Source organism: Mycobacterium lacus (assembly GCF_010731535.1).
Lineage (GTDB): Bacteria > Actinomycetota > Actinomycetes > Mycobacteriales > Mycobacteriaceae > Mycobacterium > Mycobacterium lacus.
This window is the reverse complement of record NZ_AP022581.1, coordinates 321,012-347,938: the sequence shown is the minus strand read 5'-3', so window position 1 is coordinate 347,938 and position 26,927 is coordinate 321,012. Positions and strand designations below refer to the sequence as shown.

Here is a 26,927-nt window from a genome sequence, read left to right as displayed (position 1 = left end):
CTATGTCTGCTCGGCGCAGAAACTAGCCGGTCAGCGAGTCCGGTGGCAGGAAGCGGTCGCCGTACTTCGCCGCCAGCTCACGGGCCCGGGCGACGAACGCCTCCTTGCCCGTGCCGGCCGGGCCGGTGTAGCCGACGATGAACTGCGCGCTGCCACCGGTCCACGGCGGGAAGCCGATGCCCATGATCGACCCGATGTTGGCGTCGGCCGTCGACGTCAGCACGTTCTCATCAAGGCACTTCTGGGTCTCCAGCGCCTCGGCGAACAGCATCCGGTCGATCATGTCCTGCAGCGGCGGCGTCGACGAGCCGGACTTGAACGTCTCCCGCAGCCCTGGCCACAGGCCGGACCGCTTCCCGTCGACGTACTCGTAGAAGCCGGCTCCCTTGAGCCGGCCGGAGCGGCCGAGTTCGATCATCTTCTCGACGACCGCCTCCGCCGGGTGCGGCTCGTAGGTGCCGCCGGCGTCCTCGACGCCCTTACGGGTGGCGACGGCGATCTTGTGCATCAGCTCCAGGTTGAGCTCGTCGGACAGCTGCAGCGGCGGCGCCGGGTAGCCGGCCTGCGACCCCGCCTGTTCGATCGAAGCCGGCTCGACGCCCTCGCCGAGCATCGCCAGCGCCTCGTTGACGAAGGTCCCGATCACACGGGAGGTGAAGAAGCCGCGGCTGTCGTTCACCACGATCGGGGTCTTGCCGATCGCCAGGGTGTAGTCGAACACCCGGGCCAGCGCCTCGTCGGAAGTCTTCTCGCCCTTGATGATTTCCACCAGCGGCATCTTGTCAACGGGCGAGAAGAAGTGGATCCCGATGAAGTCCTCTTGCCGCTTGACGCCGGCCGCCAGACCGGTGATCGGCAGGGTCGACGTGTTGGACCCGAGGATCGCGTTGGGCTCGACAATGTCCTCGATCTCCTGGAACACCTTGTGTTTGAGTTCCTGGTTCTCGAACACGGCCTCGACCACGAAGTCGACGCCGGCGAGGTCGGCGGCGTCACCCGTCGGGATGATCCGGTCCAGCAGCGCCTTGGACTTTTCCTCGGTCGTGCGTCCCCGCTCCAGCGCCTTGGCTTCCAGCTTTTCGGAGTAGCCCTTGCCTTTGGCGGCGGCCTCCAGGCTCACATCTTTGAGCACCACGTCGTAGCCGGCCTTGGCCGAGACGTAGGCGATGCCGGCGCCCATCATGCCGGCACCCAGCACACCGATCTTCTTGATCGGGGTCTTCTCGATGCCCTCGGGCCGTGACCCGCCGGAGTTGATGTGCTGCAGGTCGAAGAAGAACGCCTGCATCATGTTCTTGGCGACTTGGCCGGTGACCAGGGAGGCGAAGTACCGGCTCTCGATGCGGGTGGCGGTGTCGAAGTCGACCTGTGCACCCTCTACGGCGGCGGCCAGGATGGCCCGCGGCGCGGGCATCGGCGCCCCCTTGAGCTGCTTGCGCAGGTTCGACGGGAACGACGGCAGGATGGCCGCAAGCGCCGGCGACGACGGAGTGCCGCCAGGCATCTTGTAGCCCTTCTTGTCCCACGGCTGCTCGTGCGCGTCCGGGTTGGCCTTGATCCAGGCCTTGGCGGCGGGTACCAGCTCCTCGACCGTCGGCAACACCTCGTCGATCAGTCCGATCTCCTTGGCCTTGGCCGGCTTGTACCGCGTGCCCTGCGCCAGCACGCTGACAAAGGCGTTCTGGATACCCAGCATCCGCACGGTGCGGGTCACCCCGCCGCCGCCGGGCAAGAGCCCCAGCGTGACCTCGGGCAGGCCGAGCTGGCTGCCCTTGACGTCGGCGGCGATCCGATGATGACAGGCCAGCGCGATCTCCAGGCCGCCGCCAAGGGCCGCCCCGTTGATGGCGGCGACGACCGGCTTGCCGAAAGTCTCCAGGGTGCGCAGTTGCTTCTTGACCGTCTCCACGGTGTCGAAGACGTTTCCGGCGTCTTCGGGCTTAGCCTGGATCATCGTCTTTATGTCACCGCCGGCAAAGAACGTCTTCTTCGCGCTGGTGACCACCACGCCGGTGATCGAATCCTTTTCGGCGACAATGCGATCCACGGCCTTGCCCATCGACTCGAGGTAGGCCTCGTTCATCACGTTGGTCGACCCCGAGGGATCGTCCATGGTGAGCGTGACGATGCCGTCGGCATCCTTGTCCCACCGGATTGTGTTGTCTGCCATGCGCTTACACCCTCTCGATGATCGTCGCGACGCCCATGCCGCCACCGATACACAGCGTGATGAGCGCACGCCGGGCGTTGCGGCGCTCCAGTTCGTCGACCATGGTGCCCAGGATCATCGCACCGGTGGCCCCCAACGGGTGGCCCATCGCGATCGCCCCGCCGTTGACGTTGAGCTTCTCGTCGGGGATGTTGAGGTCCTTCTGGAACTTCAGCACCACGGAGGCGAACGCCTCGTTCAGCTCGAACAAGTCGATGTCGTCGACGGTCAGCCCGGCGCGCTCGAGCACCTTGCGGGTGGCGGGCGTCGGGCCGGTGAGCATGATCACCGGGTCGGCGCCGCTGGTGGCGGTGGCCACGATGCGCGCCCGCGGGGTGAGGCCCTGTGACTTGCCGGCGGCCTCGCTGCCGATCATGACCAGAGCGGCGCCGTCGACGATCCCGGAGCTATTGCCGCCGGTGTGCACGTGGTTGATCTTCTCGATCCAGTGGTACTTCTGCAGCGCGACGTCGTCGAAGCCACCCAACGCCGCCAGGCCCTCGAAGGCCGGCTTCAACTTGGCCAGCCCCTCCATGGTGGTGTCCGGCCGCATGTGCTCGTCGTGGTCGAGGATCAGCAGGCCGTTCTGGTCGCGGACCGGCACCACCGACTTGGCGAAGTAGCCGCCCGACCATGCCTCGGCGGCCTTCTCCTGGCTGCGCAACGCGTAGGCGTCCACATCCTCGCGGGAGAAGCCCTCGATGGTGGCGATCAGGTCGGCACCGATGCCCTGCGGGACGAACATGACGTCGTAGTTGGTCGCCGGGTCCAGCCCCATGGCGCCGCCGTCGGATCCCATCGGCACCCGGCTCATCGACTCCACACCGCCGGCCAGGACCAGGTCGTCCCAGCCGGAGCGCACCTTCTGCGCGGCGGTATTGACGGCCTCCAGGCCCGATGCGCAGAACCGGTTGAGCTGCACACCGCCGGAGGTGACGGGCATGCCCGACGCCAGCACCGCGGCGCGGGCGATGTCGCCGCCCTGGTCACCGACCGGCGAAACACACCCCAAGATGACGTCGCTGATCAGGTTCTCGTCGAGGTCGGGAAAGCGCTTGCGCAGCTCCTCGATCAGGCCGACGACCAGGCTCAGCGGCTTGACCTCGTGCAACGCTCCGTTCTTTTGCTTGCCACGGGGTGTGCGGATGGCCTCGTAGATGAAGGCTTCTTCGGACATGTCGATTCCTGTTCCAACTGTTGCAAATCAAAAGGGGGTGGGTTCGGATCCGTCTTAAAGAGTAGGTCCAGTACGGGCACACTAACAGGGCCGTCGGCCAACCTGTTGGTTGGGCCGGACTTCGCTGGTCAGGTACGCCTACAACAGCACACCCGTCGCCACAACGTCACTTTGGTCGCAGTTGCCACATCAGTCTCTACACCACCGGGCACACGATTTGCCCACCTCATAGCGACAGACAGACACCAACCAGCGATCGCATCCACGCATTGTCGCTATGAGGTGGGCAAAAAGACCATCTGCCCGCGCAGTGGCCAATGAGGCCAATGTGGCGGATGTGGTAAACGTTATGTGTGCCGATCGACAGTCGCGGCACAACAGCGTCGCATCTCCGCTCGGGTCTACGCTCGACCGCCATGACGGTGTCGCGACTGCAACCCTATGCGACCACGGTGTTCGCCGAAATGTCGGCGCTGGCCGCGCGCGTCGGCGCGGTCAACCTCGGGCAGGGGTTTCCCGACGAGGACGGACCACCGGGGATGCTTAAGGCCGCCCAAGACGCCATCGCCGATGGCGTCAACCAGTACCCGCCGGGGATGGGCATCCCGGCATTGCGGCAGGCCATCGCTGCCCAGCGGCGGCGGCATTTCGGCGTCGATTACGACCCCGACTCCGAGGTGTTGGTGACGGTCGGGGCCACCGAGGCCATCGCGGCAGCGGTCCTCGGCCTTGTCGAGCCCGGCTCGGAGGTGTTGCTGATCGAGCCGTTCTATGACTCCTATTCGCCGGTGGTGGCGATGGCGGGAGCGCACCGGGTGGCCGCGCCGATGGTCCCGGATGGTCGCGGCTTTGCGCTGGACGCCGACGCATTACGGCGCGCGCTGACACCCCGGACCCGGGCGCTGATCGTCAACTCGCCGCACAACCCGACCGGCGCGGTGCTGAGCGCGACCGAGCTGGCGGCCGTTGCGGAGATCGCGGTGACGGCCGATCTGTTGGTGATTGCGGACGAGGTCTATGAGCACCTGGTATATGACGGCCACCAACACCTGCCGCTGGCCGGCTTCGACGGCATGGCCGAGCGCACGATCACAATTTCCAGCGCGGCCAAGATGTTCAACTGCACGGGCTGGAAGATCGGATGGGCCTGCGGCCCAGCGGAACTGGTCGCTTCGGTACGCGCGGCCAAGCAATATCTGAGCTATGTCGGCGGCGCGCCGTTCCAGCCGGCGGTGGCCCTGGCGCTGAACACCGAGGACACCTGGGTCGCCGCGCTTCGCGGCTGCTTGCAGGCCAGGCGCGATCGACTGTCGTCGGGGCTGACCGACATCGGCTTCGCGGTGCACGATAGCCACGGCACGTACTTCCTGTGCGCCGACCCGCGGCCGCTGGGGTACGACGACAGCACGGCGTTCTGCGCGGCACTACCGGAAAAGGTCGGGGTGGCCGCCATCCCGATGTCGGCGTTCTGTGATCCCACGGCCGACCGCGCTGACGTATGGAATCACCTGGTGCGCTTCACCTTCTGCAAGCGCGACGACACCCTCGACGAGGCGATCAGGCGGCTGGGCTCACTGCGCGACGCTCGGTAGGCCCGCCCTAATCGCCCATCACCCGCTTTCGCAGTCCCTCCAGCGCGGCGCTAAGGATCTTCTTGCGAGCCCGGTTGACCAGGAACTCCGGCAGCGGCGCGGATGGTTCGACCGTGATCGTGAATCGCACCCGGGTTTTGTCGTCACCCTCGCGAAACAGGTTGTATTCGCCGTGCTGGCCGTGTTGCTGAATGGTCTTTGTGGCGTCCCACACCATCCAGTCCGGTCCCCAGTGGTACTCGAGCAATTCCGTGTCGACGAGGCCCACCACTTTGACCGTGACCTTCACGTGGTGGGGACGGCCATCGGGATGGGTGTCGACGACTTCGGCCCGCTTGTGCACCGAAGACCACGACGGCACCGCGTCGATGTCGGCCAGCGCCTCCATGATCGCTTCCGGGGGCGCGTCGATGACGATTTCGCTCGATGCTTGTACGGCCACTGCTATCAAATTAGCAATCACGGCCCCGTGCGCGGATCCGCCGACAGCCGACTACGTCGCGTCGTCCGCTTCGCGTTGATCGCCACCGCCGAGAAGCAACTTGTTCAGCCCCTTGGCCGCGGCATCCAATACATGCTCGCTTGCGCGCTTGACGATGAAACCGGGAATCGGTCCCGCCGGTTCGACGGTGATGTCGAAACGTACCCGGGCCTTGTCGACACCCTCGGGTTTGACGCTGTACTCGATGTGCTGTCCGTGTTGCTGGAATGTCTGGTCGGCATCCCAGACCACCCAATCCGGCCCCCAGTGATATTCGAGAACCTCTCTGTCGACGAGTCCCAGGATCTTGACGGTGGCCTTCACATGGTGGGGCCGACCGTCGGGGTAATAGTCGATTACTTCCACCTGTTTGTGCAGCGGTGACCAGGACGTCAGGACGCCGACATCTGACAGCGCCTCCATGACCTTCTCGGGGGGCGCATCGATGACGAATTCCCGCGATACTTGTACGGCCACCAAGTCCAAGCTAGCAACGCCACCCCGGTTGCGGATGGGGTTGAGCGCAATACTTGGTTACCATCCGATTTCGTCAATCGGTGTCGTCGCGGCGGGCGGCGGCCCGACCGGTCCGGCGGGTGTTCGGGAGAAACGTGGAGCCGGGGCGGCCTGCTCTACTCCGTGCGCGGTGATCACCGTCGATCGGGCGGTCAACTGGGCCCCTGCGGCGGCTTCGCTCCAGGTCAACACGGGCGTCACGCATGCGTCGGTGCCGGCGAAAACCCGGGTCCACTCGTCCCGGGTCCGGCCGGCAAACCGTTCGGCGAAGACCCGGCGCATCCGCGGATACGAGCCGACATCGAGTTGATTGGGCACGTCGTCGGGCGACAGACCGAGCCCGGTCAGCAGCTCCGCAAAGAACTGCGGCTCGATGGCCCCGACGGCCATGTACTTGCCGTCGGAGGTCTCATAGCAGCGGTAGAACGGGGCGCCGCCGTCGAGCAGAAACGATTCGCGCTCGTCGCGCAGGCTGCCAATCGCCTTCATCGTCCACATCATCTGCGCCAGCACGCTGACCCCGTCGACCATTGCGGCGTCGATGACCTGGCCCTTGCCCGAACGTTCCCGCTCATACAGCGCCACCACGATGCCCAGCAGCACCAGCATGGAGCCGCCGCCGAAGTCGGCGACCAGGTTCAGCGGCGGCATCGGCGGCCGGTCAGCATAGCCCAGCGCCGACAGCACACCGGTCTGCGACAGGTAGTTGATGTCGTGGCCGGCCGTCGAAGCCAGCGGCCCATCCTGTCCCCAGCCGGTGATGCGCGCGAAGATCAGTCGCGGATTGACCGCCGCGCAGTCGGCGGGTCCGATGCCGAGTCGCTCGCAGGTGCCGGGACGGAAGCAGTCCAGCAGCACGTCGGCCTTGCTGGCCAACTCCAGCAGCATCCGCGGGTGAGTCTTGACGTCCAGGTCGACGATCCGCTTCCCGCGGTGCAGCAGGTCGCGATCCTCGGACGGCATCGTCAGGCCGCCGGGACGGCGCACCCGCACCACATCGGCACCGAGGTCGGCGAGCACCATCCCGGCATGCGGCCCCGGTCCGATGCCGCCGAGTTCGATCACCTTCACCCCGGCCAGTGGCCCCCCACCAGTCACCAGGACTACTTACCCTTCTGCACCTTCAGCACCCGCTGGCGCAGCCCGTCCGTATTCAGCTCCAGGACCCCTTTGATGGCACGCTTGATCACAAAGCCGGGCAGCGGCACGCTCGGATCCAGCTTCAGATCGAACTTCGTCCGCGTCTTGTCGCCTTCCGGGGTGAGCGTGTATCCCCCCTCCTGGGACCGAGACGCTTTCGCGCTTTCCTGCGTCCACGTGACGCCGTCGTCGCGCCAGGTGTAAGCGAGCACGACCTCGTCGGTGACGCCGGCCGTCTTGACCTTCATCCGGGCACGCCGCGGCCGACCCCGCTCGTCGCGTTCGAGCACCTCGGCGCTCTCATGGATCGACGACCACTCGGGCATCGCCTCGACGTCGGCCACAACGTCGAGGATCTCCTTGGGAGTCGCTTCGATGACTACTTCGCGGGAATCCTTGACTGCCATGGCGCCGACGATAGCGAAATGGCGTCACGGCGGGAATGGTTTCAACCGGGCGTACCGTCGATTCCGTGACAAATCCCTCCTTTGGTCCCGTCTACACCGTGGGTGACTACCTGCTCGACCGCCTCGCCGAACTCGGTGTCTCCGAAATCTTCGGCGTTCCCGGCGACTACAACCTGGAGTTCCTCGACCACATCGTCGCCCATCCGGCCGTTCGCTGGGTGGGCAGCGCCAACGAGCTGAATGCCGGATACGCGGCCGACGGCTACGGCCGGCTGCGCGGAATGTCAGCTGTGGTAACGACATTCGGAGTGGGCGAACTCTCGGCGACCAATGCGATCGCGGGTAGCTACGCCGAGCACGTGCCCGTGGTGCACATCGTCGGCGGACCCTCCAAAGACGCCCAGGGCACCCGCCGGGCCCTGCACCACTCACTCGGCGACGGCGACTTCGAGCACTTCCTTCGGATCAGCCGCGAAATCACCTGTGCCCAAGCCAATCTCATGCCCGCGACGGCCTGCAGAGAGATCGACCGCGTGCTGTGCGAGGTGCGGGAGCAGAAGCGGCCGGGGTACATCCTGATGTCCACCGACGTGGCGCGCTTCCCCACCGAGCCACCCGGCGCGCCGCTGCCGCGCTACACCGGCGGCACCAGCCCACGCGCACTGACGCTCTTCACCGAGGCCGCGACCAAACTGATTGCCGACCACCGGTTGACCGTGCTGGCCGACCTGCTGGTCCATCGCCTGCAAGCCGTCCAAGAACTCGAAGCGCTGCTGGCGGCCGACGTGGTGCCGCACGCCACGTTGATGTGGGGAAAGAGTCTGCTCGACGAGAGTTCGCCCAACTTCCTGGGAATCTACGCCGGGTCGGCCAGCGCCGAACCGGTGCGCCGGGCAATCGAGCAGGCGCCCGTGCTCGTGATGGCGGGCGTGGTGTTCACCGACATGGTCAGCGGCTTCTTCAGCCAGCGGATCGATCCGTCCCGGACCATCGATGTCGGGCAGTACCAAAGCAGCGTAGCCGGCGAGGTCTTCGCGCCGCTGGAAATGGGCGCCGCGCTTCAGGCACTGGCCACGATCCTGGCGCATCGTGGGATCAGTTCGCCACCCGTGGCGGCACCGTCTGTAGACCCGCCCGCCGAAACACCGGCGCGCGATCAACCGCTCACCCAGCAGATGGTGTGGGACCGGCTTTGCGCGGCGCTCACACCGGGAAACGTGGTCCTCGCCGATCAGGGGACCTCGTTTTACGGCATGGCGGACCACCGGTTGCCGCAGGGGGTCACCTTCATCGGCCAACCATTGTGGGGCTCAATCGGTTACACGCTCCCTGCGGCGGTCGGGGCCGCGATGGCGCACCCGGACCGCAGGACGGTGTTGCTCATCGGCGATGGAGCCGCGCAACTGACCATCCAGGAACTCGGCATCTTCTCCCGCGAGGGGCTATCCCCCGTCATCGTGGTGGTCAACAACGACGGCTACACCGTCGAACGCGCGATCCACGGAAAGACCGCTCCCTACAACGACATCGTCCGCTGGAATTGGACCGAGATACCCGTTGCGCTGGGGGTGGCCAATCACCTCGCATTCCGGGCGCGCACCTATGGCGAACTCGACGACGCATTCACCGCGGCAGCGCAGCATAAGGATCGGCTGGTGCTGGTAGAGGTTGTCTTGCCGCGACTCGAGATCCCCCACCTGCTAAGCCAACTCGTGGGACCCATGTCGCCGGACGGGCGTGAGGGTCGCTAAGGCGACGGCTCAGTGGGCATCGATACGCATCGTGTCGAACAACCGGCCGACGAACAGCGGCGGGTAGGCCCCCACCCCGGCTCCGGACATCCACTGGGCCGCGGCGTCGGGATGGTCGATCCACTGCCGCGCGCTCTCCTCGTCGGGGAACTCCTGCAGGATCAACACCTCGTGAACATCGTCAAAAGCCTGGAATACCCAGGTCTTTCGGATTCCTGCCGCGGTGAGCCTGTCCATCGCAAGGCGGACTTGGCGGGTCAGCGTCGATACGTCGTCGACAGATGCGATCGCGGCCACCACCACTCCAGGTGCTCTGGGATTCGACGGCGGGGCCGCGGGTGCGGCGATGAACCTGTCGACGATCTCGCCGGCAAAGACCGCAGGGATGTCGTCGACGCCGATGGCATCGAACCAGTCGAAGAACACCTGTGAGCGGAGCAGCTCCACGATCGGCTCACGGCTATGCACTCCGATCATCACCAGGACGCGGCCGTGGTCGTGCGTGGACGCATACACCAGAACGTGGTGGGCGCCGATGCCGGCAAGCGCCGACCTATTGCGCTCGAGCAGGGGCCGCACACGTGTCGGATCCGGAACCCGGTAGTCCGACGCGATCACCATTGCGTGAATGTCGCCGTCAGTCAACGGAGTTGGTCCTTCATCACCTTCCCTGTGGCATTGAGCGGCAGCTCGTCGAGGAACTCGATGGAACTCGGCGCTTTGAATCCTGCCATTCGCTCCCGGCACCACGCGAGCAAGTCGTCTTCCGACACCTTAGTTCTTGGTCTTCTGTACTACGAAGGCCTTGCCCACCTGGCCGAGACGATCGTCGGGGAGTCCGATCACCGCGGCCTGCGCCACCGCGGGGTGCTCGCGCAGGAAGCCCTCAATCTCCGCCGGGTAGGCGTTGAACCCGCCGAGGATGAACATGTCCTTCTTGCCGCCCACCACGCGGAGGCGGCCCGCGTCGTCGACGTTGCCCAGGTCTGCGGTGTGCAACCAGCCCTCGGCATCGATCGCTTCCGCGGTCGCGACGGCATCGCCGAGGTAGCCCTGCATGACGTTGTATCCGCGCACCAGGATCACGTGGTCGTCCGCGATGCGCACCTCGACCCCCTCGCAGGGCAGGCCGGCGGTGGTGGCCACGTCTTCGAGCGAATCGCCAGGCCGAGACAAGTTCACGTTGCCGGCCTCGGTGAGCCCGTGACCGGTAGCGGTCACCCTCACGCAGATCGGCGAGCGTCGCCCATTCCTCGTACATTCGCAGCGTTTGCTGATGATTCAATCATCGCGCCCCTCGGGCGGCCGGTCGTGCCCGAGGTAAAGATGACGTCGGCGACGTCGGCGCCGCTCACCGCGCGCACCGGGATCCGCCGGAAAGAAAGCCCGATGTGAGATCGATGACCGGTGTACCCGCGGGCGCGGTGTAGTCCCGCCCCAGGAACTGCTTTTGCACCAGGACGGCCTTGGCTCCGCTGCGGCCGATGACGTCGCCCGCTTCCTCGGTCTTGAACCGCGTGTTGACCGGCACGAGCACGCCGCCCGCGGTGAGCAGCCCGAACGCGGCGATGATCCACTCTGCGGAGTTGGGTGCCCAGATGGCGACCCGTTCTCCGTTGCGGACACCGAGATCAACAAACGCCCTTGCGGCACACCGGATTCGATCGATGTCTTGCGCGAACGTCAGCCGCAGCGAACCGTCGACGATCGCTTCCGCGTCGCCGAAGCGTTCCGCCGCGCTGCAGACCATTTCAGGGATGGTCTGCCACTGCGTCATCTGGCGCTGCTCCTCGTCGGGCGGTTCTGAGCCCCTGATCGTCGCAGCGCGGCGTCACACGGAAACGAGCCGAGCCAAGTTGCCGCCCATGATCTTTGCCTGGTCTGCGACGGGAAGGTGCTGCAACGCGTCGGCATAGTGGGTCGGCTGCGCCAGCCCCTCCGGGTGCGGGTAGTCAGACCCGTAGAGCACACGGTCCACGCCGATGAGGCCGATGAGGTCGTCGATCCCGTCCTCGTAGAAGGGGCTGACGTGGACGCGGTTCTTGATCTCCTCGACCGGGTCGCCGCCGGGGAAGCTCTCCGGGGTCTTCTTGTAGACGTCGGCGAGACCGTCCAGCAGCGGGAACATCCACTTGGAACCGGCCTCGATCACCGCCACCTTGAGCAGCGGATTGCGATACAGCGCACCGTGAATCACCCACGACGCCACCGCATCCTGCACCGGGCGCCACTCGTTGAGCATGGCGAACGCGTTCGTCTGGAACGGCAGCATCTCCTGGTCGCCGCCATCCCACTCGGCGGTGTAACGCGCATAGCCGCTGTCGGACGAGTGCATGGCGACCAGCACGTCGTACTCGACGCAGCGCCGCCAGAACGGATCGAACTCGGGCAGCGCATAGGACCGCGGGCCGCGGTAGCCGGGCACCGGGGCTGGGCGGACCAGGATCGCCCGGGCACCGCGCTCGACGACCCAGTCGAGTTCTTCGATGGCCTTCTCGACGATCGGCAGGCTGATCACCGGCACGGTGTATATGCGGTTCTGGTAGTTGAAGCCCCACACGTCGTCGAGCCACTCGTTGAGGGCGTGCACGACGATGTGGATCAGCAGCGGGTCGTCGCGCATGCGCTCCTCGATGAGGCTCGCGAGCGTCGGAAACATCAGCGAGCGGTCCACCCCGAGCTCGTTCATCAGCGCCAGGCGAGGGCCGGGCTCACGGAAGGCCGGGATGGCGCGCATCGGCTCGCCGAAGATCTCGCGGCGGCTCTTGCCCTCGGGGTTGCCGTGCTTGAAGTACTCCTCCATCGCGCCCGGACGCGCGACCACCTCGAAGGTCGGGTTGGGGATGTAGTCGCTGATCACTCCCCGGATCGCGATCTTGGTACGCCCGTTGACCTGCACGTACTGGATCGCTTCCCGGTACCGCTTGGGCAGGAACTTGGTCAGCGACTCCTCGGTCTCGTAGAGATGGTTGTCCGCGTCGAACAGCGGATACGACAAGGTGGTCGACGCCATGGAATCCTCCTTCGCGATTTATGAGAATACTATTCTCCGCTGATGGTCGACCGCAACGTGGTAGCGACGCAGTCAGCACATGACGATCTTGACGGTGGCGGTGGCCGGTTCACCGGGTTTGTCGGTCCGCTACCCGGTGGCAGTCCGCACTCGGACACCTCGATCCCGGGCGACGAAACTTCTGGACCTGCGGCGATGATGTTATTCTCCCGATAAGAGAATGCCAATATCGGCTGCGTTCGGCCAAGGAGCAAGCACGCATGGTGGAGCTGGAGGTCGATGACGGGTTGGCCGTGGTAACCATCGATCGTCCCCACGCGCGCAATGCCATCGCACTGGACACCATGCGGCGGCTGGAACAGGCGCTCGACGCGGCATCAGGCGCGCGAACCCTGGTGATCAAGGGTGCCGGCGATCGGGCCTTCGTCTCGGGCGGCGACCTCAAGGAGCTGAGCACTCTGCGGACGGAGGAGGACGCCGCCGCGATGGCCAAGCGGATGCGGTCGATCTGCGATCAGCTCGCCCGGTTCCCGGCTCCGGTGGTCGCCGCGCTGAACGGCCACGCGTTCGGCGGCGGCGCCGAAGTCGCGGTCGCCGCCGACATCCGGGTGGCGGCCGACGACATCAAGATCGCCTTCAATCAAGTGGAGCTGGAGATCATGCCGGCCTGGGGCGGCACCGAGCGACTGGCCGCGCTCGTCGGAAGGGGCAAGGCGCTGCTTCTGGCGGGCACCGGAACCGCGCTCGACGCGGTCGAGGCCGAGCGGATCGGCCTGGTCGATCTGGTGCTGCCCCGCTCATCGTTCGACGCGGGCTGGCGATCGATCGCGCGGTCGCTGGCTCACCACCCGGCGACCGAGATAAAGCGCGTCATCAGCGGAGTTTCGCCGGACGAGGCGATAGCATCCTTTGCACGGCTGTGGGTTGCCGACGCACATTGGCGGGCCGCAGAGCGGGTCATGAACCGCACCGCCAGTCCACGTACGGCAGCCGAAGGAGCGACATGACCACCGCGTACAGGTTGTCGGGCGCGGGATCAGCCGTGCTCGGTGCGGTGCTTCTGGGGGGGACCGGTCTAGTCACGAGCACCGGACAAGCACATGCCGACGACCCCGTCATGCATCACGTCACGTACACCGTCACCGCCCAGAATCCGATCTACGCCGACATCTACTACATCGATCACGAGCCGGCCATCTTTGCCGACTACAGCCACAACCCCTACTCGTTCACCCCCAACATCCAGGCCGATATCGCGCCGGGCAAGCCGTGGAGCTTCGAACTGGAGCTGGCGAACCCCGACCAGTGGGCGATGGTCTCGGCCAGCAGCGGTACCGAACCCGGCACGCCGCAGTTTCATTGCGACCTGTCGGTGGACGGGACCGTCGTCGTATCCAAGGACGGACCCAAGGGCGTGCTCTGCTCGCTGCGCCATTGGTGAACCATCCAGGACCGCGGTATGTCCGCAATCGGCTGCGGCTCGCCTTCCAGGCGGCGCAGATAACTTTCGACCAGCTCAAAGGTTTCGGCATGCCCGGCCGACATGCCGATAGCCTGCTCGAGCACCAGTAGCCGCGACAAGCTGGTCATGATCACCGTCCACACCACCGGCGGCACATCCTGGCTGTCCACCCCATACCGCTGCAGCGCAGCCGTCACCGCTTTTCGTTGTTCCTCGCGGAAACGTTCAGCGTAATAAGCGATTTCGGCTCGCATCTGCTTGCGGTGGTTGGCGAGCGCCATGAATTCCATCGAGATTCGGGTGAACGCCGGATCGGTGCCGAACCTCCACAGCGCCCATAGCGGTTGGGGCGATTGCAGCGCTCGCGCCTGCACCTCGAGACCTTCTTCGGCGCGGCGGCGGAAGACCTCGACGAACAGCTCCTCCATGGTGCGGAAGTAATAGTGCACCAATTGAGGTTTCAGCCCCGCCTTGTGCGCGAGGCGGCGCGACGTGACCGCGGCGTAGCCCTCCTCGACCATCAACCGCTCGGCCGCGTCGAGCAGCAGGCCGCGGTTCTTCGCGTCCGGCGCCCCAATCCTGCGGGCCGATCTCATGCCTTGACACCGTACCTGCCCGACCGCAAACCCGACCTCCGTGCTGCCGGGCGTAGGTGACCTTGACCCTGGCATCACCGCCATGCTAAGCAGGTGCTCAGCAGTTGGGGAGGCGCGCACGACATGAGCGAGTTTGAAACGATCGACTTCTTCACCGATCCGTCTCTCGTTCGCGATCCGCACCCCTACTTCGATTACCTGCGCAGTCAAAACCCCGTGCTTCGACTGCCCCACTACGGCGTCGTCGCCGTCACCGGCTACGAAGAAGCCACCGAGGTCTATAAGGACCCGGACACCTTCTCGAACATCGTCGCGCTCGGCGGGCCGTTTCCCCCACTGCCCTTCCACCCCGACGGCGACGACATCGGCCCGCAGATCGAGCAGCACCGCAGTTACTTCCCGATGTTCGAGCACATGGTGACCATGGATCCACCGGACCATACCCGCGCTCGATCGCTGCTGAGCCGGCTGCTGACCCCAAGCCGGCTGAAACAGAACGAGGCGTTCATGTGGCGCCTGGCCGATCGCCAGCTCGACGAGTTTCTGGCCAACGGCGAGTGCGAGTTCATTGGCGAATACTCAAAGCCGTTCGCAACGTTGGTGATCGCCGATTTGCTCGGTGTCCCCGAGGAGGACCATAAGGCGTTTCGCGTCGTCTTGGGTGCCGACCGCCCGGGCCGCGTGGGCGCGCTGGACCATGAGTCGGTCGGCGTCAACCCGCTGGAGTGGCTCGACGAAAAGTTCGGCTCCTATATCGAGGACCGGCGACGCCAACCGCGCGACGACGTCCTGACCGCGCTGGCGACCGCGAAGTATCCGGACGGATCCACACCCGAGGTCATCGAGGTCGTTCGTTCAGCCACGTTCCTCTTCGCGGCCGGACAGGAAACGACGGCCAAGCTGCTCAGTGCCGCGCTACAGGTGATGGCGGAGCGGCCCGACATCCAGCGACACGTACGTGACGACCGCAGCCTGATCCCCGGGTTCATCGAGGAGTCGCTGCGCATCGACAGCCCCGTCAAGAGCGACTCGCGGCTGGCCCGCAGGGCCACCAGGGTCGGCGGCGTCGACATACCCGCCGGCACCGTCGTGATGGTGTTACCGGGTGCGGCCAACCGCGATCCGCGCCGGTTCGACGACCCCCACGAGTTCCGGCTGGATCGAAAAAACGTCCGCGAACACATGGCGTTCGCACGCGGAGTGCACTCGTGTCCCGGTGGGCCGCTCGCCCGGGTGGAGGGCCGGGTCTCCATTGAACGCATCCTGGACCGCATGGCCGACATCAAGATCAACGAGGACGAACATGGGCCGGCCGACCATCGCCGATACACGTACGAACCGACGTATATTCTGCGCGGACTGACCAAACTTTGCCTCACGTTCACGCCGAAAGGTTAGGTCGCAGCGACAAATCCCTTGCGTGCCTTACGTTGTCGCGGTGAGGCGCTCGGGCCCGGGATACGTGGGGCAGATGTGACTACCACAGCCCAGGGCACCACCGATCTCGTGACTGCATCAGCGGCCCCCAAGTGCCCGGGCAGGCGGCGACGATACGCACACCCACGCGTCCACCGGTCGGCACGATAGGACCAGCGCGTAGCCGATCGGCTAGGCTCCCGTTGTGGTTTCTCCAAGGCTCCAGAGCGGGTTTCGTTTCATCACGCGCAGCGCCGCGCAGACACGTACCCTGGACGCCGCGCTGAAGTTGATCGCCGAGCACGGGGTCGGCGGAACGTCGTTACAGATGATCGCCGATGCCGTCGGAGTCACGAAGGCGGCCGTCTACCACCAGTTCAAGACCAAGGAGCAGATCGTCATCGCGCTCACGGAACGCGAACTCGGCCGGCTCGAGGAGGCTCTGGAGGCGGCCGAGGCCAACGACCACCGGGGCAAGGCACGCGAGGAGCTGCTCGACCGCATCATCGACCTGGCCGTCGAGCGTCGCGGCGCGGCGAGCACCCTACAGTTCGACCCCGTCGTCGTGCGGCTGCTGGCCGAGCACGAACCCTTCCGGCAATTCATCCAGCGGCTGTACGGTGTGCTGCTCGATGACGCCGCCGACGACGCGCGGGTGTCGGCGGCGATGCTGTCGGGCGCCATCGCGGTTGGAGTGTTGCATCCGCTGGTGGCCGACGTCGACGATGACACCCTGCGCGCCCAGCTGGGGCGCATCACCCGCCGGCTGATCGATGCGGTCGACTAATCGCGGCGTTATGTGTCGGCGCGGACCCAGGTCGTCACACCGTCATGGCCAATGCAGACCAGGAACAGGCCATCGGGCGCTTGCGCGACGTAGTTCTGGTACCGGGTGCAGTCGGCGCCCTCCTCCTTGACTCCCGCCATCGGAGGTGATCGGAACCATCGCGGCTCGTATCTTCTCGGCGAGCCGCAGAACATCAGCCGTCCCGGCTGTGAGGCGAAGGAGACGTAATAGTCCGCGGTCCCGAAAACGTAGTACGTGGTGTTGTCGCACGGGGCGCCGAGGACGACGTGCGGCATGATGCCAGGGGTGCAGGCCGGGTAGTCGCACACCGTTGGCTCGGCGGAGGCGCGCGGCGCCGCCAGCACGCCGGCACCGAGCAACGCGGCAACCAGTGCCACGATCGATCGCACCCCCTCACTCTGCCACACCCGAAAAGGGACTGAAAAGGGAATTCTCCTTCTTGGAGAAGATCACGTGGCGCAACCGCCCTCGACCCATCGAACGCCCCCGAATGCCGCCGCACCGCGTCGGCTGACGCACGGGTATTTCCGCATGTTAAGAGCCACACAAGCCCTCCTCCGATGACCGCGGTACGCCCTGGCCGGAAGTGATAGGCTGCTTCTCCGTGCACGATCCGGAGCGACCGGAAAGGTCCACCCGGCGGTCGCGGCGGCGTTCGTCGGAACCGCCTGCCGACCATCGTGCCGACCCCGGGGACATGCCCGGCCCCAACCAACCACCGCCGCGCTCCCGGATCGGTTCCGGCGACGAGACGCCCATTTCGGCAGCCGACGCAGAGGACGAAGTGGCCCGGGCCGAAGCGCGCGCCGCGGCGGCCCGGGCCCGCGTCGCGCGCCTGCGCCGGGCAGCCGGAACCACAGAAACCAGTGGCGCCGGCCGCGTTGACCGCCGCCCCACAAAGTCGCCGTCGCGGTTACGCCGGCTGGGCCGCCCAGGACGGAAGGCGGTGGCCGCGACCACTGCGACCGTGCTCGCCTGCGTCTCGCTCGCCGCGAACGGCTACGTGGTGTGGCAGCACCACACCGTCATGCACAAGCGACAGCTCGCCCGGGAGTACGCTGCGGCGGCACGTCTCGGGGTCACGACGCTGATGTCGATCGACGCCAACCACGCCAGGGAGGACTTCCAGCGCATCATCGACGCCTCCACGGGCCAGCTGAAGGCCCAACTGTCAGCGACCTCAAGCCTTCTCGCCAAGCAGGCGGAGGATTCAAGGGTCAGCAGCAAAGTGACCGTGGACGCCGTCGCCGTCGAATCGGTGACCGACAACTCGGCAGTCGTGCTCGTCGCGGCGAAATCCGATGTCACCAATCCTGATAACACGAAACGACCACCGGCCATGTGGCGGCTCAGCGTCAACATCGAGCGGGACGGCGGCCAGCTCAAAATGTCGAAAGTTGACTTCCTGCAATGATTGTCAAGCACACGTCATCGGCCGACACCATGGAAGCCCCGATCGGCAGCACCGAAACTCCGTCCCCCGGCGAGATGGAGATACCGCCCGCTTCGGCGGGATCGGCGGGCACCCGCGGACTGGCCGCGATCGCACGCTGGACCCGACGGTGTTTGACCAGGTGGCGACCAATGGTCGCGGCGGCCGTGGTCGTTGCCGCGATGGGAGTCGCTGTCGGCTTGTTCGTCACTCAGTACCGACCGGATCGGCAGATCGACGACTCGGCAGCGCACCGGGCAATCCAGGCGGCCTGCGACGGCGCCGTGGCGCTGCTGTCGTACTCCTACGACAACCTTGAGCACGATTTCGCTACCGCGAAATCGCGTCTCACCGGCGGCTTCCTGGCCTACTACGACAAATTCAGCCAACAGGGCCTGGCGCCGGCGGCACGGGATGGGCAACTGACGACGACAGCCAAGGTGGTTCGGGCCGCCGCGTCGGAGTTACACCCGGATTCGGCCGTTGTGCTGGTGTTCCTCAATCAGACCACTGCAAGCAAGATAAAGTCCGAAACCCTGACGACCGCTATCAGCGTCCTTGTCACGCTGACCAAGGTCAAGGGTTCCTGGCTGATCGCAAAGTTCGATCCGCTGTGATCTCATCGCACGAGGAGCACCCGATGCGTTCAGTAGGAACAATCCCCACCGCAATCCTATTGGCCGCCACCGCGTTCGGCGGTCTGGCTGCGGCACCGTCGGCACCGTCGGCCCGTGCATCCATGGACGACGTCCCGATCAACGGGACGTACCGCGCCACTTCCATCGGTGAACGGGCCAAGACGAACGAGCAGTATCACGCCGAGCCGACGGTAACCAGCACGTGGACCATCAGCTCGTCGTGCACCACGTATCAGGAATGCACCGGCACGGTGACAAGCGATCAGGGATGGAGCGCACCGCTCTACACGCATGACGGGGGCACTTGGTACGTCAAACGCGACGTGCCGAACTGGGAGCGGTGTCCCGACGGCACCGCCTTCACCGGGAAGCAGACCTTTTACTTTTATGGGGTGAACTCACAGGGCCTACCGCAACTCGGGTCACCGACAATGGCCGGTAAGGACAAGACCATCGGCCCTAGTGGCGCATGCGGGCAAAACCAGTGGCTTGATGTCGAGCTGCCGTTCCGGCTGGACAAGATAGGCTGACCGGCTCGTTCACGGCTTTAGGTGGGCAGCATGTCCTGCCACTTTTTGGGCGCTGTCGACGGCACGAGATCCGACTGCTCGTATAACTTCCCGTCCGGACCGACATACCGACCGGTGTGCGGGTCGTATTGGGCGATCGCAACCGACGGCACGGGTTTACCGGCCATGCCGCCGAACGAGCTTGGGGCGGCCTGCGGCTGTCCACCATTGGCCGAGTCGGGCGGTGCGGGCGCGGCGGGTGGTGACGGAAGCTCGCCCGCCAAGGGGACGTCAAGTGGCGCTATGGGCGGAAAGTCAGCCGCCTGTGTCGACATGGTGGCCGACGACGGCAGCGGCGGGGCAGCATATCCCTCCCCCGGCGGTCCATACGTTCCCCGCGGCCCCGGCGGTGTTCCCCTCGGGACCGCTCCAGGCGGCAGCGGTGTACCCTCCACCGGGCCGAAGATCCTGTCGTTGGCGGTGACCCGGTCATCGGGCGGGACACCCTGCGAGAGCAGGTTCGGATCCAGCGGGTAGGGGCCGAGCACATGCTGTCTCATCGCCAGCGGCTCGTATGGCTTGTCGCTGTTGCAGATTTCGACTGTGGGCGCCCGCTTTCCGGGGTGCCCCATGCATGGATAGTTGCGAGCGCCGCGTACCGCCAGCGGTGAATCCTGCGGGAGCTTGCAGTACAGCCCATCCGGCGTATCGATGACGGTGGTGTCGGCCGGGGATCGCCACATGTTGGGGGGCATGAAGCCGACCGTACAGATAGGCGGATCGTCGATCGTGATTGCGAAGTCGCCGACGGGCATTCCGTCCGGGTGGTTCTGGCTGCCCGACTGCAGGGTTGCGCTGACGGCTGGCGGCAGCAGCACCAGCAGCTGCTCCAGCGAGGGATGGTAGGTGATGCCGATCTGGCCGATCGTGGTCAGGTTGGCGAGCAGCACCGGCAGCGTCGGTTTGACCTGATTGAGCAGCCGCGACGCCTCGTTGGCAGCCTCGGGTCCGTTTCGAAGCAGAGTGCGCACCCGTGAATCGTCCTCGGCCAGCACGTCCGAAATCCCGGCGAGGCTGCGTGCCCACGTTCTGATGGCATCGGTGGTGCGAGCTTGCGAATCCAGTAGCGGCCCGGTGTCTTCGGTGAGCGTTCGGGTGCGGTCGGCGACGCCGTTGGCGTCACCGGAGATTCGTGCCGACGAGTCGAACAGCGATCCAAGGTCGTAGCCGGATCCGTTGAAGCCCTGGAAGGATTCGTCAAGCAATTGGCCGAGTTTGGTCTTGGGGATACTATCGATGAGGGCACTGACCTGATCGAGCATGGGGCCGACCGCTTCCGGGATCGTGGTGTCGCGCATGGCGATAACCGAGCCGTCGTGCAAGTAGGGCGGCGAGTCGATCCTGGGCCGCAGGTCCACGTATTGTTCGCCCACCGCGGAAACGCTGCGCACCTCCGCTTTCAGGTCCGCCGGAATCTTGGCCGAAGTGTCCAGGGACAGCGTCGCTTTGGCGCCGGTCGGCGTCAATCCCACCGACGTGACCTTGCCCACCTGCACGCCGCGGTAGGTCACGTTGGAAAACCGGTACAGGCCGCCGGCGGCCGGTAGCTCCAGCGTGACCGTCATCCGACCAATGCCCAACAGGGTCGGCGCTTGGATGTAGAAGAGGACCATCGCGATCACGCCGATGATCCCGACGATCGTGAAAATCGCCAGCTGGATCCGAACGAAGCGCGACAGCACTATCCACCCGCCCCCGTCGCCGGTGCCTCCAATGGCGGCACAGACGCACTCTGATCCGTTGTGGGCGGCAGCATTTCACCAATACCCGCCGCCGGCGCCGGTACGGCGGCGGGCGGCGGCCCGGGAAGCGGAGAACCGGGCGGGGGTCCCGCCACGCCGGCCCGTAGTGGATCACGCGTGTAATTCAGGTAGAAGGGTTCGCCCGGCGCCGGTGGCTCCGGTTCGTGCAACTGCCCCCAATGGGTCCCCAACATCAGGCCGCGCTTGAGCCGAGGAATCGTCAAGTCCAACTGAGCAAACAGGTTGAAGTAGTCGCCTCGGACACCTCGGTTGATGAGGTTCTGGGGGAACGGCCAAATCGGCGCCTGCGCGAGCGCCACGCCGAGGTCGGGTCCGAGGTCCGCGAGCGCGCGGATGGTGGGCTCCAGGTTTTTCAGGTTCTTGACGAGATCGGCCTGCGCGTCGTTGACGAGTTTGTTTGCCGTGTCGCTGAAGGTGCCGAGCTTCTCGAGTGCCGTCACGATCCGGGGCCGCTCATTGATCAGAACCTCAAGCGCCGGCGGTACCTTACGCAGCGCCTGGGAAATGACGTCGCGCTGTCCGGCGAACGTAGCGGCCAGCCGGTTCAACGCCTGGATGGACGCGATCAGGTTGTCGCGCTGGTCATCCAGTGTGCCCACGAACTTGTCCAGGCGAGTAATCAGGTCACGGACCGCGCCCTGGCGGCCGGCCAACGCGGCACTGAAATTGTGCACGATGTCTTCGATCTGCCCCAGTCCCCCGCCGTTGACGATCACCGACAGCGACGACAGCGTCCGCTCGGTCGACGGGTAGGTCGACGACTTGTTCAGCGGGATGGTGGCGCCCGGTTGCAGGCGCCCGGTCGCGGGCTGACCGAGCGGCGGATTCAGCGCCAGATGCATCGACCCCAGCAGGCTGGTCTGACCGACGCTGGCTACCGCGTTGGCTGGAACGACTGCATCATGCTTGACCGAGATCTCGACATCGGCGTGCCAGCCCCGCACCCTCATCGGGCCTACGCTGCCGACCACCACATCATCGATCATCACCGGCGAATTCGACTCCAACGTTCCGACGTTCGCGATTTCGACGTGGTAGACGTCGGCGCCCGGCCCGCGTCCCACCGCGCCGGGCAGCGGTAGGGAGTTCAGGCCGTGGAATGCGCATCCCGTCGCCGTCAATACCACGCAACAACCGATGGCGAACACTCGTCGAGCGACAACCCGGGCGGTCATGGTTGGCCCTCTTCGGCTGGCAGCGGTGACGGTTCCGCCGGCGTCGTCGGCGCGGGCGGCAACGGCATCGCCGCGCCCGGTATCCGTGCCGGCGGCACCGCCCCGGGCGGCCCGACGGGATCTCCCGGCAGGCCGGTATACGCCGACACCGCGGGCGGGATTTCGGGCGGTCCGGGTTTCGGGCCCTCGCCACCGGGCGCCAGGCGCGGCTCGGTATAGATGATGCTCTCCGGGCGGGCCGACGGCTGCAGGAATGGGTCGAGGGGAATCGGCAGATTGTTGTAGTTGAGCAGCCGCATCCCGGGGCCCAGGAACAGCGCGCACAGTTTGCTCGATTCGACCGCGGTGACGTTCGCGATGCTGCCGGTGGCGGAACAACCGGGTACGGGAAGCGGGACGAGCACACCCGAAAATGTGGGATTCGCCTCGTTGATTACCCCGAAGCCTCCGACGATGGTTCCGGTGTCGGGGTTGTAGTCGTTGTAGAAGTTGGCGATCGCATTCGGCGCGACGTGCAGAATGTTTTCCAGCGCCATGCGCTTATCCACGAGAATCTGTGTGAGATCGGCCAATCGGGCGACTTGCTCGCTGGTCTGATTGCGCGTGCCGGCGATGAATCGCTGCACCTCGCCGACCGCCGTGGACAGATCGCTCAGCGCCGCGTCGAGCTCGGATCTGCTGTCGTCGACCACGCTGGTGAGCGTGGCCAGCCGATTGTTGAACGCGACGATCTGGGTGCTGCTGTCGCGCAGCGCGGTGACGAAGGCTTGCAGGTTCTTGATGACATCGACGATGTTGCCGCTACCGTTGGCGAGAATCCGCCCCACGCCAGACAGTTGCGCCAGCGTCTGCCGCAATTTGTCGCCGGTACCCTCGAGCGCGTTGGCGGCGCTGTCGATGAACCGGCCCACCGACGTGCCCGACACACCACTTCTGGGTCCCAAATCCGTTGCAAACCGCATCAATTGGGCTTTGACCTCGTCCCATTCGACCGGCACCGCGGTCCGTTCGACGGGTATAACGCCACCGTCGGGCATGATCGGCCCGCTGTCCCGATAGGCCGGTGCGAGCTGGACGTAGCGGGCGGCCACCAGATTTGACGCGACGATGACCGCTTTGGCATCCGCCGGAATGGGCACGTCCCGGTCGACCTGGAGCGTCATCTTGGCTACTGTGCCCTGCGGTTGGATGGACTTGATCCGACCGACTTTTACCCCGGAGACCCGCACCTCGTCACCGGGATAGATCGCGGTGGTGGTCGTGAAATAGGCGGTAATCGTCGTCGGGCGGAAGACGGTATCGCGGAGGACCAATGCCGCGCCGGCCACGATCAGCGCTACCAGTACGACCGCGACCATAGGCCTCTTGCGCGGCATTCGCGTGAACCGTGACATCACTGTCCGCCCCCGATCCTGCCACCCAACGTACAGCCATCGCAGGGGGGAATCCCGTTGTACGGGAACGGGAACAACGACCGCGGCACGGTCGAGGGCGTGCCGGGACCGGTCGCGGTGTCGAAGGTGCGGAAACCGAAGAGGTAGTCGAGGAACGGCTGGAAGAGTTGCCCGACAAGCAGGTTCGGTACGAACGCCTGGTAATAGAAGCCGCCGGCGACGGCCTCGCCCAACGAGATTTGATACTTCGCCAGAGCCGGCAACGCTTTGCTGATGTTATCTCGGTTCTTCTCCAGCATCGCTACCACCGAGTTCAGCCTCTCCAACGTCGGCGCCAGCTCACTTTCGTTGTCGTGCACCACTCCCGACAGCTGCTTGGCCACCGCCGACGTGTTGGCCAGCAGGTCGACGATCTCCTGCCGACGCGCCGCCAATACCTCGAGCAGATCGTCGGCGTTGAGGATGAGGGCGTTGACCTGTTGGCTGCGCTCGGACAGTATTCCCGTGACATCGCTGGCGGTCTTGAAAAGATCGCCCAGTTTTTCGTTGCGGCTGTTGAGGCTTCGCGACAACCGCGTCAGCCCGTCGAAAGTCGGCCCCAATTGCGGCGCGATCTGGTCGAGCGTCGCCGACAACGTATCGAGCGACTGGTTCAGCGATCCGGTGTCGGTACCGGCGAAGTTCGTCGTCACGTCGCTGACGGCGTCGGTCAAAGAGTAGGGGGACGACGTGCGCGAGACCGGGATGACGGCCATCGGACGCAGCGTGCCGCTGCCGGCCGACTCCAAGGTCAGCACCCGTTCGCCGAGCAGGGTACCGGTCCGGATATGCGCGCTGGTTTGCGAGCCGAGCGGAACGCTCCCCTTGATCATGAACGTCACCAGGGCATCGCCTTTTTGCAGCGAAACACTGGACACCGTGCCGACTTTGACCCCCGAAACCGTCACGGCGTTGCCCAGCGCGAGGCCGCCGGCTTCGGAGAACAAGGCCTGGTACCTGACCATCGTTGCCCACGAGATCAACCGTTCCGGCGACAGGCCCACCAGGATGACGAGCACAACCAAGACAGCGCCGATGAATCCGGCCCTGATCAGCCCAACTCCGCGATATCTCAGCATCAGGGCTCCGAGCACCTTCCGGCATCCGACTTAAACCACGGGGCAACCACGGTGCGGCCCTGCAGGTCCGTACCCCGCAGCCACAAACCGCAGACGTAATACGGAATGGTGCTGCCCATGGTGCCAAGTCGCACCAGCTTGCGGTAGTTCTCCGGCAGCTTCTGCAGGGCAGCGTCGATGCGATCCTTGTCCTGATCGAGGAGCGGGGCCGTCCGGTTGAGCTGGTCCACGGAGCCGGCCAGCGGCCGTCTCGCGTTCGACAGCAGATCGGTCAGCGAGGCGGTCCCCCTGTCCAGCGAATCGATCGCCGCGCCGATCGGGTCACGGTCTTGGGAAAGGCCGCTGATCAGTCGTTCGAGGCGGTCGATGGCGCTCGAAAACTTGCCGCCTTCCTTATCGATCGTGGCCACCACGGTGTTCAGGTTGTCGATCAGTTGCTGCACCGTTTGATCGTTGTCCGCCAAGGCATTCGAAAACGTGGACGTCTTGGCAAACAGCGAACGCAGGGTGTCGCCCTGCCCTTGGAATATCTGCAACAGCGCCGACGTCAACGCATTGACATCTTGCGGATTCAGGCCCCGGACAACGGGTTTCAGTCCGCCGAGTAGCAGATCGAGGTCAAGCGCCGGTAATGTGCGGTCGACGGGAATCTGCCCGCCGGCCGGCAGCCGTTTGGCCGAGCCCGGGCCGTCCATGAGCTCCAGATACCGATCGCCGACCAGGTTGAGGTAGCGGACCGCCGCTCTGGTGCCCTCGGTGAGGACCACGTTGCGATCCGCGTCGAATTTCACCAGGACTTTCTTGTCCGGCCGCAGCGAAACGCTGTTGACCGTACCCACCCTGATCCCGGCGACCCGCACCGACTGCCCCGCCTTGAGACGCGATGCGTCGGCGAACACTGCCGAATACCCGGTCGTCGCACCGGTCCGGTATTGGCCGAAGATGAAGAACAGGAAGGCGGTCAGCACCGCCATCACGACCCCGAAGACCGCGAATTTGATCAGCGTGGCGCGCGTCCTCATCCGGGTTCTCCGATCTGAGCGGAGTTGCGCGGTGGGCCGGCGATGGGCCCGTAGAGCAGCTGTTTCAGCAGGTCGGAGTTGATCAGCAGTTGCGGGTTTCCGTACTCCCACGGGTTGGCGCCGACATCGGCGACGACGAACGGCGGACTCGTATTGAAGGGAATGTTCGGAAGGCCCACGCACTGCGGGCCGCCCGTCGCCGCCACCTTGGGCAAATGCGTTGGGTATCGGTAGCGTTCGGCGCCCCACACCAGACTGGCCGACAACCAGATGCCCGGCTCGAGCAACGGCGGAAGCGTGGCCTGCTTCGCGACCCCGCCCAAGCCGCACGTCAGCGCCTTGTTGTAGGCGTTGGTCAGGTCGGTGGTGGGCACCAGCAGATGCAGCACATCGGTGAGCGGCTTGCGGTTGGTGCCCACGACGTCATTGCCGATGTCGGCCAATCCGATCGCGCTGACCAGCAACGCATCCAGGTTGCGCTGCTCGTCGACAATCGTCTGGCTGATCCGCGTCGCGTTAGCGGCGGTCTTCACCAGGTTGGGCGCCGCGTCGGAATAGGCGTTGAACACCTCCGGCGAGACAGCGATGTCGTAACTCAATGCGGGAAGGCTCGGATCCAGCTTGGCCAGAAGCGAATCCAGGTCGCTGAGCGATTGACCGATCTTTGCGCCACGCCCGTTGAACGCCCTTGCCAGCGCGCCCAGTGTCTCATTGAGCTTGGCCGGATCGAGCTTCGACAGCACCGACGTCAGTTGCTGAAACACCGTGTTGATTTCGACCATGACGTGCTTGCCCTGCAGCGTTTGGCCGGCGTGTAGCCGCTGCGCCGAGGGCTCGGCGGGTGCTACCAGTTGGACGAACTTGGCGCCGAACACCGTCGATGACGTGATGTCGACGAGCACGTTGGCGGGAATGTAACCCAACTGCGACGGGTACATCGCCAGGTGGATGGCCGCTTGGCCGTTCGGCAGCGATTCGATCGAGGCAACCTTGCCCACCTGCACGCCGCGCATCTTCACCTTGGCGTCCGGGTTCATCACCAGGCCGGCGCGTGGCGAGATCACGGTCACCGGCACGGTTTCGGTGAAGCTGCCCCGGAACAGGCCCACCGCCAGCACGAAGATCGCGACGACCACCGCAACGGTCGCCAGGCCGGCCAGCGGTCGCCCGTACGATCGGGCGCCGAAGTGCTGCCCCGGCGAAGCGCCGATCGGCGCTGCCGCACTGGTGGTTTCAGACCGGTGGATG

General features: G+C 65.6%; 29 protein-coding genes. 9 read left to right on the top strand and 20 right to left on the bottom strand.

Annotation, left to right across the window (positions count from 1 at the left end):
- Positions 1-22 precede the first annotated feature (22 nt).
- Together G6N24_RS01685 and G6N24_RS01680 are read right to left on the bottom strand one after the other, a co-directional pair.
- Complete coding sequence (locus tag G6N24_RS01685; protein WP_085156264.1) at positions 23-2,170, bottom strand: 3-hydroxyacyl-CoA dehydrogenase NAD-binding domain-containing protein; 2,148 nt, start codon at positions 2,168-2,170, stop codon at positions 23-25.
- Positions 2,171-2,174: 4 nt separating this feature from the next.
- A complete protein-coding gene (locus G6N24_RS01680; protein ID WP_085156267.1) occupies positions 2,175-3,386 on the bottom strand; it encodes an acetyl-CoA C-acetyltransferase in 1,212 nt (403 codons plus the stop codon).
- Between the two features lie 416 nt (positions 3,387-3,802).
- Between G6N24_RS01680 and G6N24_RS01675 the strand changes: the two genes are divergently transcribed.
- The gene (locus G6N24_RS01675) at positions 3,803-4,978 is read left to right on the top strand and encodes a pyridoxal phosphate-dependent aminotransferase (RefSeq protein WP_085156270.1); all 1,176 of its coding nucleotides are present in this window, start codon (positions 3,803-3,805) and stop codon (positions 4,976-4,978) included.
- Between the two features lie 7 nt (positions 4,979-4,985).
- Here G6N24_RS01675 and G6N24_RS01670 read toward each other — a convergent pair whose 3' ends face one another.
- The 4 genes from G6N24_RS01670 to G6N24_RS01655 are packed head-to-tail and all read right to left on the bottom strand — an operon-like array spanning position 4,986 to position 7,522.
- Positions 4,986-5,420, bottom strand: a complete 435-nt coding sequence (locus G6N24_RS01670; RefSeq protein ID WP_085156273.1) for an SRPBCC family protein — start codon at positions 5,418-5,420, stop codon at positions 4,986-4,988.
- 51 nt (positions 5,421-5,471) lie between these two features.
- On the bottom strand, positions 5,472-5,936 hold the full coding sequence (locus G6N24_RS01665) for an SRPBCC family protein (RefSeq protein ID WP_085156377.1): 465 nt from the start codon (positions 5,934-5,936) through the stop codon (positions 5,472-5,474).
- A gap of 57 nt (positions 5,937-5,993) precedes the next feature.
- Positions 5,994-7,073: a CaiB/BaiF CoA transferase family protein gene (locus tag G6N24_RS01660; RefSeq protein WP_085156276.1), complete on the bottom strand. Its 1,080-nt coding sequence runs from the start codon at positions 7,071-7,073 to the stop codon at positions 5,994-5,996.
- Positions 7,074-7,078: 5 nt separating this feature from the next.
- Positions 7,079-7,522, bottom strand: a complete 444-nt coding sequence (locus tag G6N24_RS01655; RefSeq protein WP_085156279.1) for an SRPBCC family protein — start codon at positions 7,520-7,522, stop codon at positions 7,079-7,081.
- A gap of 35 nt (positions 7,523-7,557) precedes the next feature.
- Here G6N24_RS01655 and G6N24_RS01650 point away from each other — a divergent pair, with 35 nt between their 5' ends.
- A complete protein-coding gene (locus G6N24_RS01650) occupies positions 7,558-9,273 on the top strand; it encodes an alpha-keto acid decarboxylase family protein (RefSeq protein ID WP_085156282.1) in 1,716 nt (571 codons plus the stop codon).
- Between the two features lie 9 nt (positions 9,274-9,282).
- Here the strand turns inward: G6N24_RS01650 and G6N24_RS01645 are convergent, their stop codons facing one another.
- From G6N24_RS01645 to G6N24_RS01635, 6 genes are read right to left on the bottom strand one after another with little or no spacing between them, the layout of a single operon-like run.
- Entirely contained in the window at positions 9,283-9,918 is a 636-nt protein-coding gene (locus G6N24_RS01645; RefSeq protein ID WP_085156285.1) for a fatty-acid--CoA ligase, read from the bottom strand.
- Positions 9,915-10,007, bottom strand: coding sequence for a hypothetical protein (locus tag G6N24_RS25630; RefSeq protein WP_372514585.1), 93 nt, complete (start codon positions 10,005-10,007; stop codon positions 9,915-9,917). The genes G6N24_RS01645 and G6N24_RS25630 overlap by 4 nt, the downstream gene beginning before the upstream one ends.
- 40 nt (positions 10,008-10,047) lie before the next feature.
- The gene (locus G6N24_RS25625; RefSeq protein WP_372514584.1) at positions 10,048-10,494 is read right to left on the bottom strand and encodes an AMP-binding enzyme; all 447 of its coding nucleotides are present in this window, start codon (positions 10,492-10,494) and stop codon (positions 10,048-10,050) included.
- Positions 10,495-10,496: 2 nt separating this feature from the next.
- Entirely contained in the window at positions 10,497-10,664 is a 168-nt protein-coding gene (locus G6N24_RS25620; protein WP_372514587.1) for an AMP-binding protein, read from the bottom strand.
- Positions 10,625-11,050 (bottom strand): AMP-binding protein, encoded by a 426-nt coding sequence (locus G6N24_RS25615; protein ID WP_372514582.1) that lies wholly within the window; start codon positions 11,048-11,050, stop codon positions 10,625-10,627. Before G6N24_RS25615 ends, G6N24_RS25620 begins: the two co-directional genes overlap by 40 nt.
- A 54-nt stretch (positions 11,051-11,104) precedes the next feature.
- Positions 11,105-12,286, bottom strand: a complete 1,182-nt coding sequence (locus G6N24_RS01635) for an amidohydrolase family protein (RefSeq protein ID WP_085156288.1) — start codon at positions 12,284-12,286, stop codon at positions 11,105-11,107.
- Positions 12,287-12,546: 260 nt separating this feature from the next.
- On the opposite strand from G6N24_RS01635, the gene G6N24_RS01630 reads away from it, so the two are divergent.
- Positions 12,547-13,293: an enoyl-CoA hydratase/isomerase family protein gene (locus G6N24_RS01630; protein WP_085156291.1), complete on the top strand. Its 747-nt coding sequence runs from the start codon at positions 12,547-12,549 to the stop codon at positions 13,291-13,293.
- A 110-nt stretch (positions 13,294-13,403) separates the two neighbouring features.
- Complete coding sequence (locus tag G6N24_RS01625) at positions 13,404-13,727, top strand: hypothetical protein (RefSeq protein WP_139822183.1); 324 nt, start codon at positions 13,404-13,406, stop codon at positions 13,725-13,727.
- On the opposite strand, the gene G6N24_RS01620 is transcribed toward G6N24_RS01625, so the two are convergent.
- A complete protein-coding gene (locus tag G6N24_RS01620; protein WP_085156294.1) occupies positions 13,643-14,344 on the bottom strand; it encodes a TetR/AcrR family transcriptional regulator in 702 nt (233 codons plus the stop codon). The genes G6N24_RS01625 and G6N24_RS01620 overlap by 85 nt on opposite strands.
- Before the next feature lie 123 nt (positions 14,345-14,467).
- Between G6N24_RS01620 and G6N24_RS01615 the strand changes: the two genes are divergently transcribed.
- Together G6N24_RS01615 and G6N24_RS01610 are read left to right on the top strand one after the other, a co-directional pair.
- Complete coding sequence (locus G6N24_RS01615; protein ID WP_085156384.1) at positions 14,468-15,742, top strand: cytochrome P450; 1,275 nt, start codon at positions 14,468-14,470, stop codon at positions 15,740-15,742.
- 289 nt (positions 15,743-16,031) lie between these two features.
- A complete protein-coding gene (locus G6N24_RS01610) occupies positions 16,032-16,547 on the top strand; it encodes a TetR/AcrR family transcriptional regulator (protein WP_275997478.1) in 516 nt (171 codons plus the stop codon).
- 8 nt (positions 16,548-16,555) lie between these two features.
- Here G6N24_RS01610 and G6N24_RS01605 read toward each other — a convergent pair whose 3' ends face one another.
- Entirely contained in the window at positions 16,556-16,957 is a 402-nt protein-coding gene (locus G6N24_RS01605; RefSeq protein WP_179963458.1) for a hypothetical protein, read from the bottom strand.
- A gap of 308 nt (positions 16,958-17,265) precedes the next feature.
- On the opposite strand from G6N24_RS01605, the gene G6N24_RS01600 reads away from it, so the two are divergent.
- From G6N24_RS01600 to G6N24_RS01590, 3 genes are read left to right on the top strand one after another with little or no spacing between them, the layout of a single operon-like run.
- A complete protein-coding gene (locus G6N24_RS01600; protein WP_085156303.1) occupies positions 17,266-17,982 on the top strand; it encodes a hypothetical protein in 717 nt (238 codons plus the stop codon).
- Positions 17,979-18,617 carry a hypothetical protein gene (locus G6N24_RS01595; protein WP_085156305.1) on the top strand — a complete coding sequence of 213 codons (639 nt, stop codon included), beginning with the start codon at positions 17,979-17,981 and terminating at the stop codon, positions 18,615-18,617. The genes G6N24_RS01600 and G6N24_RS01595 overlap by 4 nt, the downstream gene beginning before the upstream one ends.
- 23 nt (positions 18,618-18,640) lie before the next feature.
- Positions 18,641-19,168 carry an Rv2253/PknI dimerization domain-containing protein gene (locus G6N24_RS01590; RefSeq protein WP_085156387.1) on the top strand — a complete coding sequence of 176 codons (528 nt, stop codon included), beginning with the start codon at positions 18,641-18,643 and terminating at the stop codon, positions 19,166-19,168.
- A 17-nt stretch (positions 19,169-19,185) separates the two neighbouring features.
- Here G6N24_RS01590 and G6N24_RS01585 read toward each other — a convergent pair whose 3' ends face one another.
- The 6 genes from G6N24_RS01585 to G6N24_RS01560 are packed head-to-tail and all read right to left on the bottom strand — an operon-like array spanning position 19,186 to position 26,890.
- Positions 19,186-20,889, bottom strand: a complete 1,704-nt coding sequence (locus tag G6N24_RS01585) for an MlaD family protein (protein WP_085156308.1) — start codon at positions 20,887-20,889, stop codon at positions 19,186-19,188.
- Positions 20,889-22,145: an MCE family protein gene (locus G6N24_RS01580; RefSeq protein WP_085156312.1), complete on the bottom strand. Its 1,257-nt coding sequence runs from the start codon at positions 22,143-22,145 to the stop codon at positions 20,889-20,891. Before G6N24_RS01580 ends, G6N24_RS01585 begins: the two co-directional genes overlap by 1 nt.
- Positions 22,142-23,521, bottom strand: a complete 1,380-nt coding sequence (locus G6N24_RS01575; RefSeq protein WP_232070666.1) for an MCE family protein — start codon at positions 23,519-23,521, stop codon at positions 22,142-22,144. Before G6N24_RS01575 ends, G6N24_RS01580 begins: the two co-directional genes overlap by 4 nt.
- A gap of 17 nt (positions 23,522-23,538) precedes the next feature.
- A complete protein-coding gene (locus tag G6N24_RS01570) occupies positions 23,539-24,657 on the bottom strand; it encodes an MCE family protein (protein WP_085156390.1) in 1,119 nt (372 codons plus the stop codon).
- Positions 24,657-25,679: an MCE family protein gene (locus tag G6N24_RS01565; protein WP_085156318.1), complete on the bottom strand. Its 1,023-nt coding sequence runs from the start codon at positions 25,677-25,679 to the stop codon at positions 24,657-24,659. The genes G6N24_RS01570 and G6N24_RS01565 overlap by 1 nt, the downstream gene beginning before the upstream one ends.
- The gene (locus G6N24_RS01560; protein ID WP_232070852.1) at positions 25,676-26,890 is read right to left on the bottom strand and encodes an MCE family protein; all 1,215 of its coding nucleotides are present in this window, start codon (positions 26,888-26,890) and stop codon (positions 25,676-25,678) included. Before G6N24_RS01560 ends, G6N24_RS01565 begins: the two co-directional genes overlap by 4 nt.
- Between the last annotated feature and the right edge of the window lie 37 nt (positions 26,891-26,927).